This is a genomic window from Sinorhizobium sp. BG8, from assembly GCF_016864555.1.
Lineage (GTDB): Bacteria > Pseudomonadota > Alphaproteobacteria > Rhizobiales > Rhizobiaceae > BG8.
Genome location: NZ_CP044012.1, coordinates 263,342 through 278,116, shown reverse-complemented (window position 1 = coordinate 278,116; position 14,775 = coordinate 263,342). Strand labels below are relative to the sequence as shown.

Sequence of the window (14,775 nt, the reverse complement as noted above, 5' to 3'; positions counted from 1 at the left end):
AGCCCTCACTTTCTGCTTTTTCACGGCTTTTGTTCCCCCTTGAAACAGCCATCAATGTTGCATCGGCGAAGCCTTCGGTGAATATTGGCGCCGACCTTTAAGCAACACGTACCCCCGGGAGGACTGAATGGCATTGATCACCATGAGGCAATTGCTCGATCATGCTGCGGAAAACGATTATGCGCTGCCCGCGTTCAACGTGAACAATCTGGAATACATACAGGCAGTGATGCGTGCGGCCGATGCGACCGACTCGCCGGTGATCCTGCAGGCCAGCCGCGGCGCCCGCGCGTATGCCGGCGATGCGTTTCTCCGCCACCTCATTCTCGGCGCTGCGGAAGAGTATCCGCACATCCCCGTCTGCATTCACCTCGATCACGGCGACCAGCCCTCGACGTGCATCTCGGCCATCACCAACGGCTTCACGTCGGTCATGATGGACGGCTCGTTGCTGCCCGACGGGAAGACGGTTGCCGACTATGAATACAACGTCGGGGTCACGGCCGAGGTCGTCAAGATCGCACATGCGGCCGGCGTTTCGGTAGAGGGCGAGCTTGGCTGTCTCGGAAACCTCGAGACGGGTGCCGGCGAGAAAGAGGACGGCCACGGCTTCGAAGGCAAGCTGTCGCGCGAGGAGCTTCTGACCGATCCGGACCAGGCGCTCGATTTCGTGACGAGGACCGGCGTGGATGCCCTCGCCGTTGCCATTGGAACCAGCCACGGGGCCTACAAGTTCACGCGTGAGCCGGATGGCGAAATCCTGTCGATAGAGACGATCGCCAAGATCAACAAAAAGCTGCCGAATACCCACCTCGTCATGCACGGGTCTTCGTCGGTCCCGCAGGATCTCCAGGAGCTTTTCAACGCCTATGGCGGGCAGATGAAGAAGACCTGGGGCGTGCCGGTGGCCGAGATTCAGAAGGCCATTCCGCTCGGAGTGCGCAAGGTCAATATCGACACGGATCTCCGTCTCGCAATGACCGGTGAGATCCGTCGCAACTTCACCGACAAGCCGGACAACTTCGACCCCCGCACGTACCTGAAGCCCGCGGTCGCACGCATGGCCGAGGTCTGCAAGGAGCGCTTCGAAGCGTTCCGTTCTGCCGGCAAGGCCTCGAAAATCCGTGTGAAGCGCTTGCCCGATATGGCGAAGTTCTACACGTCGGCGAAGTAGTCGAAAGAAATCCTCCGGGGCCGTCACCAATCGGCCCCGGACGCTCATTTGTCCTTCAGAGATCCCAGAGGCGCTTCGCGTTCGAGCGGTAGAGCTTCGCCCTTTCTTCCGCGGAACACTTCCCGAAGATTGCCTGGGTCGCAGCCACCCAGATCGCCAATCCGCCCCCAAGTGTGCAGACCGGCCAATCGCTGCCCCAGACCACACGGTCCCAACCAAAGGTCGAGACGACGTGCTCGGCGTAGGGACGGATCGTCTCCACAGTCCAGGACTCTGGCTCGGCGTAGGCGACAATGCCGGAAATCTTGGCGGTCACATTGGGCCTGCGGGAGATATCGGTGACCCGTCGCTTCCAGACCTCGAATTCGCCCGAAGTGATGTCCGGAACGCCGCAATGGTCGAGGACAAACCGGGCGCGGGGAGCAGCGTCAATGAGCGCTGCGGCGAGGGGGAGCTGACGGGCGAGCATGCATATGTCGAAGGTCAGGCGGCTATCCTGAAGGCGCTGCACATTCTCGCGGAAGAGGGTGCTCTCCGAGACCTCATCGGGCACCACGTGCAACACCCGGCGCAATCCCTTCACGAGGGGATCGGCTTCGACGGCCTCGAGATAGCTGGGAAATTCGCCGTCCTCCGGCCGACAGGCCGCGATTGCACCACGCACCATGCTGCCCGGCTGGTGGGAGAGCTCTCGCACCATGTCCGTTTCGGCCCTCATGTCCGATGGATCGACATCGACCTCCATATGCAACGCCGCCTCGATTCCGACCCTTTGGGCCTGTCTGCTGTACTCCTCGTAGGAAAAGTCCCGATTGAGGCTGCCGGCGCCGGCAAGCCAGGGATAGGCAAGCCTGCCGCGGTCGATCAGATGCAGATGGGTGTCGATCAGCAAGCAAGTATCCTCCCTTGTGCTTCCCCCGGGCGCACTGCGACGCCCTGTCTTGCTCGCGGCCGGATGCTCCCACATCGTTTGTTGACAGCGGCAAATTGCGTCCTTTATGTATAAAGTACAGTTTTAGAAACACAAGCGGCGAAGCCTGCCCGGTATCTCCCGGATGGTGCTGATCGCCGTGCCTACGGAGGAAACATGGCCCGCATAACCGGCATGCGCGTGCACGACTTGCGCTTCCCCACGTCCAAGAGCCTCGATGGCTCCGATGCCATGAACCCGGATCCCGACTACTCGGCAGCCTACGTCGTCCTGGAGACCGATGTCAGCGGCCTGGAGGGCCATGGACTGACTTTCACCATCGGGCGCGGCAATGACATCTGCTGCATGGCGATCCGCGCAATGGAGCACCTCGTGGTCGGTACGGATCTCGATACCGTCCGCGCCAATCCGGGCAAATATTGGCGCCACCTGACCAACGACAGCCAATTGAGGTGGATCGGCCCTGACAAGGGGGCCATCCATCTGGCAACCGGTGCCGTGGTCAATGCAGTATGGGACCTGCTGGCGAAGCAGGCTGGCAAACCGGTCTGGCGGCTCGTTTCCGAGTTGTCACCGGAAAAGATCGCAGACATCATCGATTTTCGCTACCTGACGGATGTCCTGACCCGCGACGAGGCGGTAGCAATTCTGCGCAAGGCGGAAGCCGGCAAGGCAGACCGCATCGCAACGCTCGAAGGCGAGGGCTACCCCTGCTACACCACGTCCGCAGGCTGGCTGGGCTACCCCGAAGAGAAGCTTCGCCGCCTCTGCAAGGAGGCCGTGGACGCGGGCTTCAACCATGTGAAAATGAAGGTCGGTCGGGACCTGGACGACGACATTCGCCGCCTGACGATCGCGCGCGAAGTCATTGGCCCGGATCGTTATCTGATGATCGATGCCAACCAGGTCTGGGAGGTCGATGAGGCGATCGACTGGGTGAAAAAGCTCTCCTTCGCGAACCCGTTCTTCATAGAAGAACCCACGAGCCCGGACGACATCGCGGGGCACCGCAAGATCCGGCAAGCCATCGGCCCCGTGAAGGTCGCGACAGGCGAGATGTGCCAGAACCGCATCATGTTCAAGCAGTTCATCGCGGAAGGCGCGATCGATGTCGTGCAGATCGACTCCTGTCGCATGGGAGGGCTGAACGAGGTTCTGGCGGTGCTTCTCGTGGCTGCGAAATACGGCCTGCCCGTCTGGCCGCACGCGGGTGGGGTAGGGCTCTGCGAATATGTCCAGCATCTCTCGATGATGGACTACATCGCCGTATCCGGGACGAAGGAGGGCAGGGTGATAGAGTACGTGGATCACCTGCACGAACACTTCCTCGACCCCTGCGAGATTCGCAATGCGGCCTACATGCCCCCGCGCAAGGCCGGATTTTCGATCGAAATGAAGCCGGAATCCATTGCGGCCTATACATTCCGGCCCTAAGACTACGCCGTCCATACGGGGCCGGAAGCCAATCCCGCCCGCACTGCCAGGAGCATGAAGTGAAAGACGAGCTGACGATCGCCGATCTCAAGGAGCGGGCGAGAAGACGTGTACCGAAGATGTTCTTCGACTATGCCGATTCCGGCGCCTGGACGGAGGGCACCTACCGTGCGAACGAGGAGGACTTCCACAAGATCAAGCTTCGCCAGCGGGTTCTGGTGGACATGACGAACCGCTCGCTCGCAAGCGAGATGATCGGCGAGAAGGTCTCCATGCCGGTTGCCCTTTCTCCGACCGGGCTAACCGGCATGCAGCATGCCGACGGCGAGATGCTGGCGGCGCAGGCGGCCGAGGAATTCGGCGTTCCGTTCACGCTTTCCACCATGAGCATCTGCTCGATCGAGGACGTCGCTTCGGTATTGAAGAAGCCGTTCTGGTTCCAGCTCTACGTCATGCAGGACCGCGATTTCGTGCTCAATCTCATCGATCGCGCAAAGGCGGCGAAATGCTCGGCACTCGTCCTGACGCTTGATCTGCAGATCCTCGGGCAACGCCACAAGGACATCCGCAACGGCCTGTCGGCGCCGCCAAAGTTTACGCCGAAGCACATCTGGCAAATGGCGACGCGTCCGCTCTGGTGCATGCAGATGATGGGTACCCAGCGGCGTACTTTTCGCAACATCGTCGGCCACGCGAAGAGTGTGACGGACCTGTCTTCGCTCTCCGTCTGGACTTCCGAGCAGTTCGATCCGCAGCTTTCCTGGAAAGACGTGGCCTGGATCAAGGAGCGTTGGGGCGGCAAGCTCATTTTGAAGGGCATTCTCGACGAGGAGGACGCCCGCATGGCTGTTTCGACGGGGGCGGACGCCATCATCGTTTCCAACCACGGCGGTCGCCAGCTTGATGGCGCACCGTCCTCGATCAGCATGTTGCCGCGCATCGTCGACGCCGTCGGAGGCCATATGGAGGTGCATCTCGATGGTGGCATCCGCTCCGGCCAGGACGTGCTGAAGGCGCTCTGCTACGGCGCCAAGGGCACCTATATCGGCCGTCCGTTCCTCTATGGCCTGGGGGCAGGGGGCAAGGCGGGCGTTACCAGGGCACTCGAAATCATCCGCAAGGAGCTCGACATCACGATGGCCCTGTGTGGCGAACGCGACGTGCGCAACCTGTCGCGCCGGAACCTGCACCAGGGAGCGTAGCGAGCGCTTTGGCGCTTGCAAATGCTCGCGTCCGGGGCAAATGACTGCCAAATTGTCGCACCTGCGGCAATGCAGCATGATTGGGATTGATTTCGCTGCATTGCAGCATTATCTTGAACTCATCGAAGCGGTTCACCTCCTCCCGGATCGCTTCGGTCGGACTGACGACACTCCTCCTCCCAGTTGTCAGTCACATATCAAAGCCCGGTGCACCTCCTCCCGCACCGGGCTTTTTGCTGTCTGGCGGTCACGCCCCTCAGGCTGTCTCCCGGAATCGTCGTGGGAACGAGAACCGGTAGCCGTAGCACGCTACAGAATGGTCTCTCGGAGCCCCAAACTATCTGTATGGCATTGATTTTTCTCAGTCTATGGGTTGGATCGGCGCCGACGTGATGTCGTTGTGCACCTGCGCAAGCTGGCTGAGCAGTCGCAGGAATTCCTTGCGATCCTCTGCTGCAAGAGGTTCGAGCAGCCGCTTCTGGGCCCGCTGCACGGCACTTTCGACACGCTCAACGAGGTTCTCTCCCTCGGGCGTCAATCGCAGAAGCTTCACGCGCCGGTCTTTGGGGCTTGATACGCGCTCGATCCAGCCCTTCGCCTCCATGCGCTCCAGGACGCCGCCAATTGTCGCCCTGTCGAACGCAATCAACCGCGAGAGCCGTGTCGCATCGAGCGACTCGTGCATGCCTATGGCGCAAAGAGCCGAGTATTGGATGGCCGTTACGTCGAACGCCATGCATTCTTCCGCGAAGATGGCCGTGCTGATCTGGTGCGCGCGGCGAATGAGGTGTCCCGGCATTTCGTAGATGGTCTTCATGATGCGATCCTGGATACTTCTCTTCGGGTTCGAAGCCTTGCGATCGTCGCCAGGCTTCTTCGTCTCTTCATTCCGCGTCGACCTGGCGCGACGGCACAGCCTCAATGAAGGCGGCGAGCCCGGCACATGCCGCCTCAGCGGCAAGCAAGCGTGGAAACTGCTCGACCGTCACGCCGAAACGGCGTGCATTGCCGAGCTGGGGGACGAGGCAGATATCCGCAACACCAGGACTGTCGCCGAAGCAGAAAGGACCTTCCGTGTCGCGCAGGAGCGCCTCGCAGGCGGCAAGGCCTGCGGCATTGACCTCTGCGGCCCACTTCTGGACTTGAGGTTCGGCGATCCCCATGGCGCGCAGGCGCGCGAGCACCGCAAGATTCTGGACAGGGTGGGTATCGGCCGCGAGAACCAGCGAGAATGCCTCTACCTTTGCCCGTTCGAGGACGTCTTTCGGCCGGAGAGGGGGATCGGGATAGGCGTCGTCAAGCCAATGAATGATTGCCAGAGACTGCGTGAGCACGGTTCCGTCGTCGAGTTCGAGTGTGGGCACCAGGCCCTGGGGATTAAGGCGGAGGTAGGCCGCCGACCGCTGCTCGCCCTTGCGAAGGTGGTGTGCGACGTGATGGACCGAAAGCCCTTTCAGGCGGAGCGCTATGCGCACGCGCCACGATGCGGAGCTGCGAAAGTAGCCGTGCAGAACGGCCGGGCGAGGCTGCGAGGGGAGGGGAAACTCGTCGGCCGTCATCTTCTTCCTCCTTCGTCAGTCCATCGCGCTACAGCAGCCCAGGACTATTTGAACGCATACTGATAGTCTGCATGCAGCCGATGTTCAATGTGAAGCGAAAAGCGCTCCGCTACTGCATGTGCAATCGGCGGACGAGGATATGTGAAATGTCGACCCGGGATGAAGGCTCTGCAAAGTAGTAGGGAAGAGGGGATGCCTCCATCCTCGGATGAAGGTGTTCTTCGTTCTGGGGAGGGGGGCCGCGGCGCGCGGCGTTCCTGCAGCTCGTCAGAGATGGAGTCTCCACTCCGGACCAAGCCCTGTGGGCATCGGGCGGGAAGTGCCGGACACAGCGGACCGATGAATACGACAGAGGCTATCCATTCGCGATTTTCTTGATCCACAGTCATTCGCACCTTGTTATCCTTGGCTTGAGGTAAGGGCTGGCGAAGCGCGATCCGGCATGCTTTACTTCGAATTGTCCGAATGTGAAGGCACTTCGCGGTCCTCTCAGGAGGCGCTCTTTCGCCTGTACGGAGTGCTTGCGGACGAAGTTCTGCACAATGTCTGATAAGCCGGGATTATCGGACATCTCAGGCGGACGACGGGCGCGGCGGTTTGTCCGTCAGATCCTGTCAAAAGCGCCGCTGGGATGCACGGCGAGAGGTGCGCAATCCGTCGCCTGAGCTCCGCCGAAGTCGCCACCGACTGTGTCGCCTTCATGAGGAGAATGCCAAGGTGAGGAAGCTACTGGCCGGGCAGATGCCGGACGTAGCTGCGCTCCGCGAGATTCCTACAAAAGAATGGTAGGGCCTCCACCAAGTGTGCAGCCGTCGGACATCTGAAGGTCATCATGGGCTTCTCGACGGCTGATCTGCGGGCCAGGCTGATCGATTTCGCCCACGGGCGACGGCGCTTTGGCTTCCGGCGGCTGTTCATCCTGCTCGAGCTGTCCGGCGTCAACCGCATCTACCGGCCGCACCGCGAGGAGGGGCTGTCGGTCTGCAAGCGGAAAGCTCGGCGGCGTGCTGTCGGCGGGCGTGCGCCAATCCTGGCCGAAGCGAAGGCCAATGCGCGCTGGTCATTGGATTTCGTCCACGACCAGTTCGGCGGCTGAATGAGGTTTCGGGTGCTCAGCATCGTCGATGACGTGACGCGCGAATGCCTTGCAGCAATCTCTGATGCTTCGATCTCAGGCCGCCGCGTCGGACGGAAACTGATGGCGCTCCTCGATCGGCGCGGCAAACCCGGCGTGATCGTCTCCGACCACGGCACGCAGTTCACATCGAACGCGATCCTTGTCTGGTCGAAGTATCACAAGGTCGAGGGGCATTACATCGCACAGGGAAAGCCGATGCAAAACGGCTATGTAGAGTCCTTCAATAGCTGCATGTGTGACGAACTGCTGAACGAGAGTCTCTTCTTCGGTCTTGGCTACGCCCGTAGCGCCATTTCCGAATGTGTCGGCGTCAACAATATAATCTGGTCGCACTCGTCGCTGGGATACCGGCGCCTCGCGGCCTATGCCGTGACCATCGTCGCAGGCGCGAATATCGGCCGCGGGACTACTGATCTGCGTGGAGCGTTGACTACGGAGACCAATCACCGATCCACATCGAGCGAGACTTGAAGCTTAAGGCCACCAACGGGTTACCCGCTCCACGGCGAAGAAGGTGTGTTGGGTGCCGATATCCCCCCAACACGTGTGATCATCGGAGCCAGCAAGTACAGCTTGGTCATCGCAACGTTTCTGCGTAGCGTTCCGAGTGCGCGCTGGGTCTCCATCCAGCACTGCTTCACAAAATTGTCGTCCTCCGCGAGGCATGCCGCCACAGCGTCCCGCATCTCGGTGTCGGTCCCGACGTCCGCCGATGCACGGACCGCAACATCGAGCGCCTGGCGGAGAAGATCCCGATAGTGGGGGCCCCACGCCTTCGCGCATGTTAGGAGGACCGTGGTTAGGTCGTCTCCGTCCAGTTTCCTCCGCGCGATGTGGAGAACCCGTTCGCGATCGGGTGAGGAAATCTCCTGTGCCAGTCCTTTTAAAGCATTCCGAACGCTGGAGTTCGACATCTCCTCGTCCTGTTCGAGCGCGACCAGGGCGTCAACGGTGTCGATGTGTGGAAGCAGCCAGCCGACTGCTGTGTCTTGATCACTACGCGAGCGTAGCTCCTCGACGGCTTCGAACGGGAAGTTTAGCCCCCCTCCCGTCCACGCGTACCCAAGGATACGGTACATCGGGTCCTTGATCCCGGCAACGAGATCCCGGATGCGCACCAGCTCTGACCGTGTCGCTTGGTCCGCCAGCCGACCGAGCACATGGGGGCGGTCGGCTTCCTCGAGAGAAAAAACACGAGACAAGATCTCATCAAACAACTCGGGGTGGGTCTCAGGGTCTACTCGGGGAAGCAAGGCCAGGCAGGCGCAGGCCACGGCCCAACCATCGTCATTGGCTTTGGAAGCCAGGCCGCGTGCGGCTTCGAGCATCGCCGGAGGGACGTCCCCTTCAATATCGGACAGCCACGCCTCAAAGATCCATCCGACACGTTCGCCGTCCGTCATCTGGGCCGTGATCGCAATCGCCTCTTCGAGCCACTGTTGCCGCTCCGTTGGTGGGGCTCGCCTATAGAAGCCGCGCAGCGCCGCTTCTGCCCGGCCGAAATCATTGTCAATCCGGCCGAGGACCTCCCGTGCCTTCCGCATTAAATCGTCCGAGAGGGCAGGAACGAGTGCCTCAAGTGCCATGCACCGCACGTAAGAGTTATCGAGCCTATCGATCCGCTGGAGAAGCCTGCCATGCGCATCGGGGTCGATCCCGCGAGCCATCCGAGACAGCGTCGCCATAGTCGCGTCCTCGTCGGCGACTCTGCGGGAGAGGTCAAGTAGCTTCGTCAATGTGGCCGGCCCCACGTGGGGCGCGAATAGGCCGACGGCCTCGCGTACATTCTCGACTCGCATCGACCCCAGAATCTGAAGAGTTGACTCCTCTCTCTTGGCAATTTCACTGGCTGAGGGAGCGAGTTCATAAGGCTCCGCCCCCCGGAAACCCCGAAGAGGGCAAGCAGACGATCGATCATGGGCTCCGGCGCAGGGGAGCACGCCGCCACCGCCTTGGACAGTATGGACGCTCGCGGAAACTCATCCAGCTCGTCAAGGCGCTCGAGGATCCGCTTCACCACGTTCCGCGGGCTGGTCCAGTCTCGGGGAGTTTCGAGAGGAGGTGAGCCGAGCCAAGGATGGCAAATTGGGCGTCGTCGTCCGCGAGTGCTTCCGCAACAAGTGGCTCGGCGACGGAGGAGTCGAGTTTCGGAGCAAGTTGCTCAACGAGTTCAGCCCGCCATGAACGGCTGGCGATCGAGGCCATTATGATGGAGCGGAAAGGCTTATCGTAGATTGAAAGAGCCGACTCGAAGTCTGATCGCCACGCCGTCTCCCCGTAGTCGCGCATTGCGGCCAAGGCAGCAGCAATGTGCGGTCCGGGATTTCGCGAATGCGCAGCTAGCGACGCGTGGGCCGACGCGCGGTTGGAGGCGTTCCCTATTGTCTTCGCGATCTCCTTGGCGATCTCAAGTTCACGGGAGGCCATGCCGTCCACCACCACAGCGCGCACGGCGTCCGCGAAGAGATCCACGTGCATTTCTTCGGCGGCTCTAGCGATATTCTGCAGCGCCTCGACGGAAAAGTGAGGAAGCATCGGCGAAATTGCTGCAGCGCGAAACACTTCTCCCGTGGAGGCGATCGTCTCAAGCGCTGTCTGCATAACCTCGGGGGTCATCGGCAACGCGGCGAGAGCGGCCGTCGTCGGATCACCCGGTTCAACGTGGTCGATAAGTCCTCTGGCCTCCGCCACCAACCCCCTCGCAACCAATCGTGGCACAAGGAGCGATGCGATTTCGTACTTTTCGGATTCGAGAGTGGTCACCACCGCAGCCGCCCGCCGCAGTAAACTGCAACCGAGAGTTTTATCGGCGTGCTCGGCCAGAATCGCGAAACACCGGGCCCTGTTGGCTGGGTCGGTGTTGATTTCGACCGATGCGAACCTCTCGATGGTGGCGTCTGCGAGGAGCGTGAAGCACACTGACGCCGTTGCCTTCATTGTCGTACCTGAGGCTGCGGACTCTCAGTGACCTGCTTCCTACCTTTCGGACCGAGCGTATCTTGAACGGCCTATTTAAGATGGCGGCTTGCGGTGACGCCTTGCCGCCCTGGACCGCGATCCAATAGGCTGACTGAACCGCAATGGCGAGGCGAACCTACTACGGTCTGTTTTGAAGGTTTCCGGGGTTCTCAATCTCTGTAGTAACGAACGACCAAAATGAGGTCAGATCACGTAAATCATGATGCGGATTTGAACGTCCGCATTATAAGATCCAAGACCAAGGCTGCCATTCCGCTTCCGGCGCCACATCGGTCATTCCCTCTCGGCTGAGGCAAGGTCAGCTACTGGAGCACTTGAGATAGAGGGCTGCTGTTAACAACGGGGTCGATGGTTCGAATCCCATCAAGGCAAAGGATAGGGGCGAGCGTCTTAATTGGGGCCGACTGCCGACCGTCCGCTGCTAGGAAATGCGATACCACCAGTGGACGCATGGCCGTCCGATGCCAAGGTCTTGAATTGGGCCTAAAGCGGACAATTGAAGGCTATCTAAGCGAAGCTTCCAGCAGTGCGTCGATGTGAATTTCCATCGTATCCAGCGTCTGCAGGGGCAGTGGGGTGCCATTTAACAGGAGCGGTAGTTCCGTGCAGCCTAATACCAGTGCATCAATTCCATGCTCGCCCCTCATCCGCTCGACAATGGCCAGGAACCTCGTCCGGGTTTCGTCCTTAACGATCCCCCGCTCCAGTTCGCTTGCGATCTTGTCCGCGATATAGTCGATCTCCGGTGCGGTAGGCGCAATCACGTCGATGCCGACGTCCCGAAGCGGTTCCTTGAAGAAATCGGCCTCCATGGTGAAGCGCGTACCGAGCAAGCCGATACGGTTGACAGTCCGCCGCAGCGCCTCCTGGCGGGTCGCCTCGACAATGCTGATCAGTGGGACGCACGATTGCGCCCGCAACTCGCCGAAGACGATGTGGGGCGTGTTGCCGGTCAAGGCGACGATTTCGGCCCCGGCAGCGATCAGGTTGTTGATGCCGGTCATGAGATAGGCGGTTAGTCCGTCGTATTCCTTCGCTTGACAGAAGCGGAATACCTCGAAGACGTTGAGACTTTCGATCGTCAGGTTGGGAAAGAAGTGCTCGCCGATCCGCTCATGTGCGGCATAGACCAGCTTTCGGTAGTAGAGCAGCGTGGACTCCGGCCCGATGCCACCGATAAGGCCTAGTTTCTTCATCTGAAGCTCCTTGTCAGGAGTTAGCTAGCTATTGTTCTGGGATTTGGCTTTCTGCCTGCGCACGGTCGTGGTTTCCCCGCCGACGCCCCAGTTGTCCATAGCAACCTCATCGATGATGACGACGGTCGTCGCTGCGTTCTTGTTGAGAACCCGCCCGAGGAGTTCGGTCACGCCACGGATCAGTTCCGCCTTCTGCTCCGCGGTCGGGGCCTCGGAACCGCCCGTCACCTTGATGTTCACGTAAGGCATCGTATTCCCTTCTCAAAAAAAATGGCTAGGCGTTGGCAAGAGCATCCTGGCCGCTCACCGTCAGCGCAACGAAGCGCCGCAGCAACTTGAGCGGCTCTGGGGCATCCTCGACGGCTGCAAGCAGCGTATCGGGATCACGACCTTCCCCGGCCAGCACGTCAGCGCGCAACCTGATGACCGCGGCGCAGATGTCCGGCGTGAATTCCGGATGAAACTGGGTCGAGATGGCGTTGCGTCCATAACGGACGATCTGATGCGGATCGTGATCGGAACCCGCGAGGGCCTGCGCTCCGGCCGGCAAGGCAATCACCGTCTGCATATGGGTCAGATGTGCCGGAAACGCAGCAGGCACCGTGTCCAGCAACGGATCGGCCTGTGCGCTCGCATGGAGGCGGACTGTCTGCGTCCCGATTTTGCGGCCGCCGGGATGGTAGTCGACCTGCCCACCGAGAGCATCAGCCATCAGTTGATGACCATAGCAGACACCGAAAATCGGCAATTCAATTGCCATGGCCTCGCGTATCCACTGGGCTGTCGCTTCGCTCCATGGCAGCCGGTCCGTCACCATGTCCCACGACCCGGTTATGACCGCTCCTGCAACGGCTTCGGGGGCAGGCAGCAGCTCTCCCTCGAAGACACGAACAACCAGGATCGCCTCCGCGTGGCGATGAAGGGCGGCGGCGAACCAGAGCGAGAGATCGCCATGGACATTTCGAATTTCATCGGGAGGCGTTCCTGCCTGGATAAGCAGCAAGGGTTTACTGGCCACGGTCGATTCTCACGCAACAGGGGTATCGTCTGCGATACCCGGATTTCGATTGATCTTCGTGGATTTAACTTGTACTGATCATCATGAAAAATGAATAATTAAGATGCATGGTTCTCAAATTGAGAAACATTGACTTGGATTCCCTTGAAATTTTCAAGGCTGTTGTCGACTGCGGTGGCATTACCAGGGCGGCTGCACGGCTCAACAGGGTCCAGTCCAACGTAACGACAAGGGTCAAGAACCTTGAGGAACGGCTGCAGGTGCCGCTGTTTCATCGCGAGAGCGGCAAGCTTGTCCTGACCGCCGAAGGACAAAAACTTCTCACCTATGCTGAACGGCTGTTGCGACTGTCGGCCGAGGCCGAAGCGGCCTTGATGTCGGGCTTGCCCAGCGGAATATTGAGAATAGGAACGCTGGAGAGCACGGCCGCCGCGCGTCTGCCGCCGCTGCTCTCGTCGTATCACGAACGCTATCCCGAGGTTCGGATCGAGCTGGTGTCTGGTGACACGACGTCGATGATCGAGCGGGTACGAAACTTCGACGTCCAGGCAGCCTTCGTTTCAGAGCCATTCCAGGCCGAAGACTTGGAGGCATGTCCGGCCTTTTCGGAGGAACTCGCGCTAATCGCGCCGAAGAATGCGGTATCGATCACTGAAGCGCGAAAATTGGCCCAGCGCACCGTAATTGCCTTCGCGACGGGCTGCTCTTACCGGCGCGTACTTGAAAACTGGTTGTCGGCGTCCAGAATCATGCCGGATCGGGTTCTCGAACTTGCATCCTATCATGCGATCACGGCCTGCGTTGCCGCTGGTTCGGGTATCGGGATCATGCCGCGTTCTGTACTGAAGGCCGTGAATGCCGAAGGTCAGGTGCAGGCACTCTCGCTGTCTTCCGAGTTTTCGCGGACCCGTACGCATCTTGTGTGGCGCGCGGGTTATTCATCCCTGGCACTGGAAGCGTTACAGGCAGAGTTAAGGCGCTTCGATAGCGACTGACTGGACACGACACGCCATATGCGTCGCTTGGGTCTATCAGTCGCCTAATGCGTCACCGACGCGGGCCATGTCCGCTTGTGGCAGCGCGCTGTCGCTGGCGACGTCTGCTTTCGGGGGAGCAACCAATTCGCTCTCTACGGCCGACTTGGAGGCGCGTTGCAGACAGAAAGGGGCCGAAAGCGGTCCGTCTCCTGCAAGGACACGCAACGGGAAAAGCGGAGATGTGGGGGCTCAGCACCAAGTTTAGGCTCGGCCCTATGCAGTCAGTCCACTATCGACCCTTGGACCGAGCAATCTCCGTTTCAGCCGTGAACGCTGTCGACAACCGGAAGCATGAACCGCTACAATCAATTTGGGTATCCTCATCGCAACGCGCCTGCGCCTGAATACCGGTTGGTTAGCACAAGCCCTATACCTGTCCTGCCATCGGAGTTTGATGAACAACTATGCGCGCGTGATAAGGAACGCGTTCATATAGGTCGACGATATCGTGGTTCACGAGGCGCACGCATCCCGACGAAACCGCCTTGCCGATGGATTGCCATTCCGGACTGCCGTGAAGGCGGTAAAGCGTATCCTCGCCGTTGCGGAAGATGTAGAGTGCTCGTGCCCCAAGCGGGTTCATGACGCCCGGGTCCATGCCTCCGTTCGCGACGGAGTACTGCTCCAGTTCCGGCTTTCGGGCAATCATTTCGGCTGGCGGCTTCCATCTGGGCCACGACTGACGCCAGTGGATGACCCCATCGCCCTCCCACGCGAAACCCTCGCGACCAATGCCAACGCCGTAACGCATGGCGGTGGCCCCGGGTTCGACGAGATAGAGAAAGCGGTTCGGGGTATCCACCACCACCGTCCCTGGCTCTTCGCCCGTGGGATCGGCAACCCGCTGACGCAGATACTGCGGGTCCATGTTCTTGTAAGGAATGGCCGGCACGAGATGTTCGTCATCCTCGAACGCGGCATAGCGCCCCTCAAATTCCGGATCAGCGGGCGATTCAGGCGGGCTGGAATCCACCTTGGCGGATACTGTTGCTGGACTATTGGTTTCTGACGTGGCGCAGCCCGTCAGAAGAGCCGGGGCCGCGAGGGTTCCCATCAGCAGTGCACGTCGTGAAATGATCATTTGCCTGGCTATGGATCGATGAATTC

13 protein-coding genes and 1 pseudogene are annotated in these 14,775 nt (G+C 60.3%); 5 read left to right on the top strand and 9 right to left on the bottom strand.

Annotated elements, in window-relative coordinates:
* Positions 1-127 precede the first annotated feature (127 nt).
* Positions 128-1,174 (top strand): class II fructose-bisphosphate aldolase, encoded by a 1,047-nt coding sequence (gene fba / locus F3Y30_RS22405; protein WP_203427373.1) that lies wholly within the window; start codon positions 128-130, stop codon positions 1,172-1,174.
* A gap of 55 nt (positions 1,175-1,229) precedes the next feature.
* On the opposite strand, the gene F3Y30_RS22400 is transcribed toward fba, so the two are convergent.
* Positions 1,230-2,066: an amidohydrolase gene (locus F3Y30_RS22400; RefSeq protein ID WP_203427372.1), complete on the bottom strand. Its 837-nt coding sequence runs from the start codon at positions 2,064-2,066 to the stop codon at positions 1,230-1,232.
* 195 nt (positions 2,067-2,261) lie between these two features.
* Between F3Y30_RS22400 and F3Y30_RS22395 the strand changes: the two genes are divergently transcribed.
* Both F3Y30_RS22395 and F3Y30_RS22390 read left to right on the top strand, forming a co-directional pair.
* Positions 2,262-3,539, top strand: coding sequence for an L-fuconate dehydratase (locus F3Y30_RS22395; protein ID WP_203427371.1), 1,278 nt, complete (start codon positions 2,262-2,264; stop codon positions 3,537-3,539).
* Between the two features lie 119 nt (positions 3,540-3,658).
* Positions 3,659-4,741: an alpha-hydroxy acid oxidase gene (locus F3Y30_RS22390; RefSeq protein WP_246753078.1), complete on the top strand. Its 1,083-nt coding sequence runs from the start codon at positions 3,659-3,661 to the stop codon at positions 4,739-4,741.
* A 361-nt stretch (positions 4,742-5,102) separates the two neighbouring features.
* On the opposite strand, the gene F3Y30_RS22385 is transcribed toward F3Y30_RS22390, so the two are convergent.
* Entirely contained in the window at positions 5,103-5,558 is a 456-nt protein-coding gene (locus F3Y30_RS22385; protein ID WP_203427369.1) for a MarR family transcriptional regulator, read from the bottom strand.
* Positions 5,559-5,625: 67 nt separating this feature from the next.
* The gene (gene maiA, locus F3Y30_RS22380) at positions 5,626-6,300 is read right to left on the bottom strand and encodes a maleylacetoacetate isomerase (protein WP_203427368.1); all 675 of its coding nucleotides are present in this window, start codon (positions 6,298-6,300) and stop codon (positions 5,626-5,628) included.
* A gap of 684 nt (positions 6,301-6,984) precedes the next feature.
* On the opposite strand from maiA, the pseudogene F3Y30_RS22375 reads away from it, so the two are divergent.
* Positions 6,985-7,822 (top strand): annotated as a pseudogene (locus tag F3Y30_RS22375) (DDE-type integrase/transposase/recombinase); the annotation flags it as partial.
* Between the two features lie 107 nt (positions 7,823-7,929).
* Here F3Y30_RS22375 and F3Y30_RS22370 read toward each other — a convergent pair.
* The 5 genes from F3Y30_RS22370 to F3Y30_RS22350 all read right to left on the bottom strand — a co-directional run bounded on the left by F3Y30_RS22370 (position 7,930) and on the right by F3Y30_RS22350 (position 12,631).
* Positions 7,930-9,174, bottom strand: a complete 1,245-nt coding sequence (locus F3Y30_RS22370) for a hypothetical protein (RefSeq protein WP_203427367.1) — start codon at positions 9,172-9,174, stop codon at positions 7,930-7,932.
* A 277-nt stretch (positions 9,175-9,451) separates the two neighbouring features.
* The gene (locus F3Y30_RS22365; protein ID WP_203427366.1) at positions 9,452-10,375 is read right to left on the bottom strand and encodes a hypothetical protein; all 924 of its coding nucleotides are present in this window, start codon (positions 10,373-10,375) and stop codon (positions 9,452-9,454) included.
* 545 nt (positions 10,376-10,920) lie between these two features.
* On the bottom strand, positions 10,921-11,613 hold the full coding sequence (locus F3Y30_RS22360) for an amino acid racemase (protein WP_203427365.1): 693 nt from the start codon (positions 11,611-11,613) through the stop codon (positions 10,921-10,923).
* 24 nt (positions 11,614-11,637) lie between these two features.
* A complete protein-coding gene (locus F3Y30_RS22355; RefSeq protein ID WP_203427364.1) occupies positions 11,638-11,862 on the bottom strand; it encodes a 4-oxalocrotonate tautomerase family protein in 225 nt (74 codons plus the stop codon).
* Positions 11,863-11,887: 25 nt separating this feature from the next.
* The gene (locus tag F3Y30_RS22350) at positions 11,888-12,631 is read right to left on the bottom strand and encodes a glutamine amidotransferase (RefSeq protein ID WP_203427363.1); all 744 of its coding nucleotides are present in this window, start codon (positions 12,629-12,631) and stop codon (positions 11,888-11,890) included.
* Positions 12,632-12,750: 119 nt separating this feature from the next.
* On the opposite strand from F3Y30_RS22350, the gene F3Y30_RS22345 reads away from it, so the two are divergent.
* Complete coding sequence (locus tag F3Y30_RS22345; RefSeq protein WP_203427609.1) at positions 12,751-13,626, top strand: LysR family transcriptional regulator; 876 nt, start codon at positions 12,751-12,753, stop codon at positions 13,624-13,626.
* 409 nt (positions 13,627-14,035) lie between these two features.
* Here F3Y30_RS22345 and F3Y30_RS22340 read toward each other — a convergent pair whose 3' ends face one another.
* A complete protein-coding gene (locus F3Y30_RS22340; protein ID WP_203427608.1) occupies positions 14,036-14,761 on the bottom strand; it encodes a L,D-transpeptidase in 726 nt (241 codons plus the stop codon).
* Positions 14,762-14,775 lie beyond the last annotated feature (14 nt).

Bases quoted from the DNA above. Each gene is read 5' to 3' on its own strand.
- F3Y30_RS22395 (WP_203427371.1), top strand. From the start codon at position 2,262: ATGGCCCGCATAACCGGCATGCGCGTGCACGACTTGCGCTTCCCCACG.
- F3Y30_RS22355 (WP_203427364.1), bottom strand. From the start codon at position 11,862: ATGCCTTACGTGAACATCAAGGTGACGGGCGGTTCCGAGGCCCCGACC.
- F3Y30_RS22365 (WP_203427366.1), bottom strand. From the start codon at position 10,375: ATGAAGGCAACGGCGTCAGTGTGCTTCACGCTCCTCGCAGACGCCACC.
- F3Y30_RS22385 (WP_203427369.1), bottom strand. From the start codon at position 5,558: ATGAAGACCATCTACGAAATGCCGGGACACCTCATTCGCCGCGCGCAC.
- fba (WP_203427373.1), top strand. From the start codon at position 128: ATGGCATTGATCACCATGAGGCAATTGCTCGATCATGCTGCGGAAAAC.
- maiA (WP_203427368.1), bottom strand. From the start codon at position 6,300: ATGACGGCCGACGAGTTTCCCCTCCCCTCGCAGCCTCGCCCGGCCGTT.
- F3Y30_RS22390 (WP_246753078.1), top strand. From the start codon at position 3,659: ATGTTCTTCGACTATGCCGATTCCGGCGCCTGGACGGAGGGCACCTAC.
- F3Y30_RS22360 (WP_203427365.1), bottom strand. From the start codon at position 11,613: ATGAAGAAACTAGGCCTTATCGGTGGCATCGGGCCGGAGTCCACGCTG.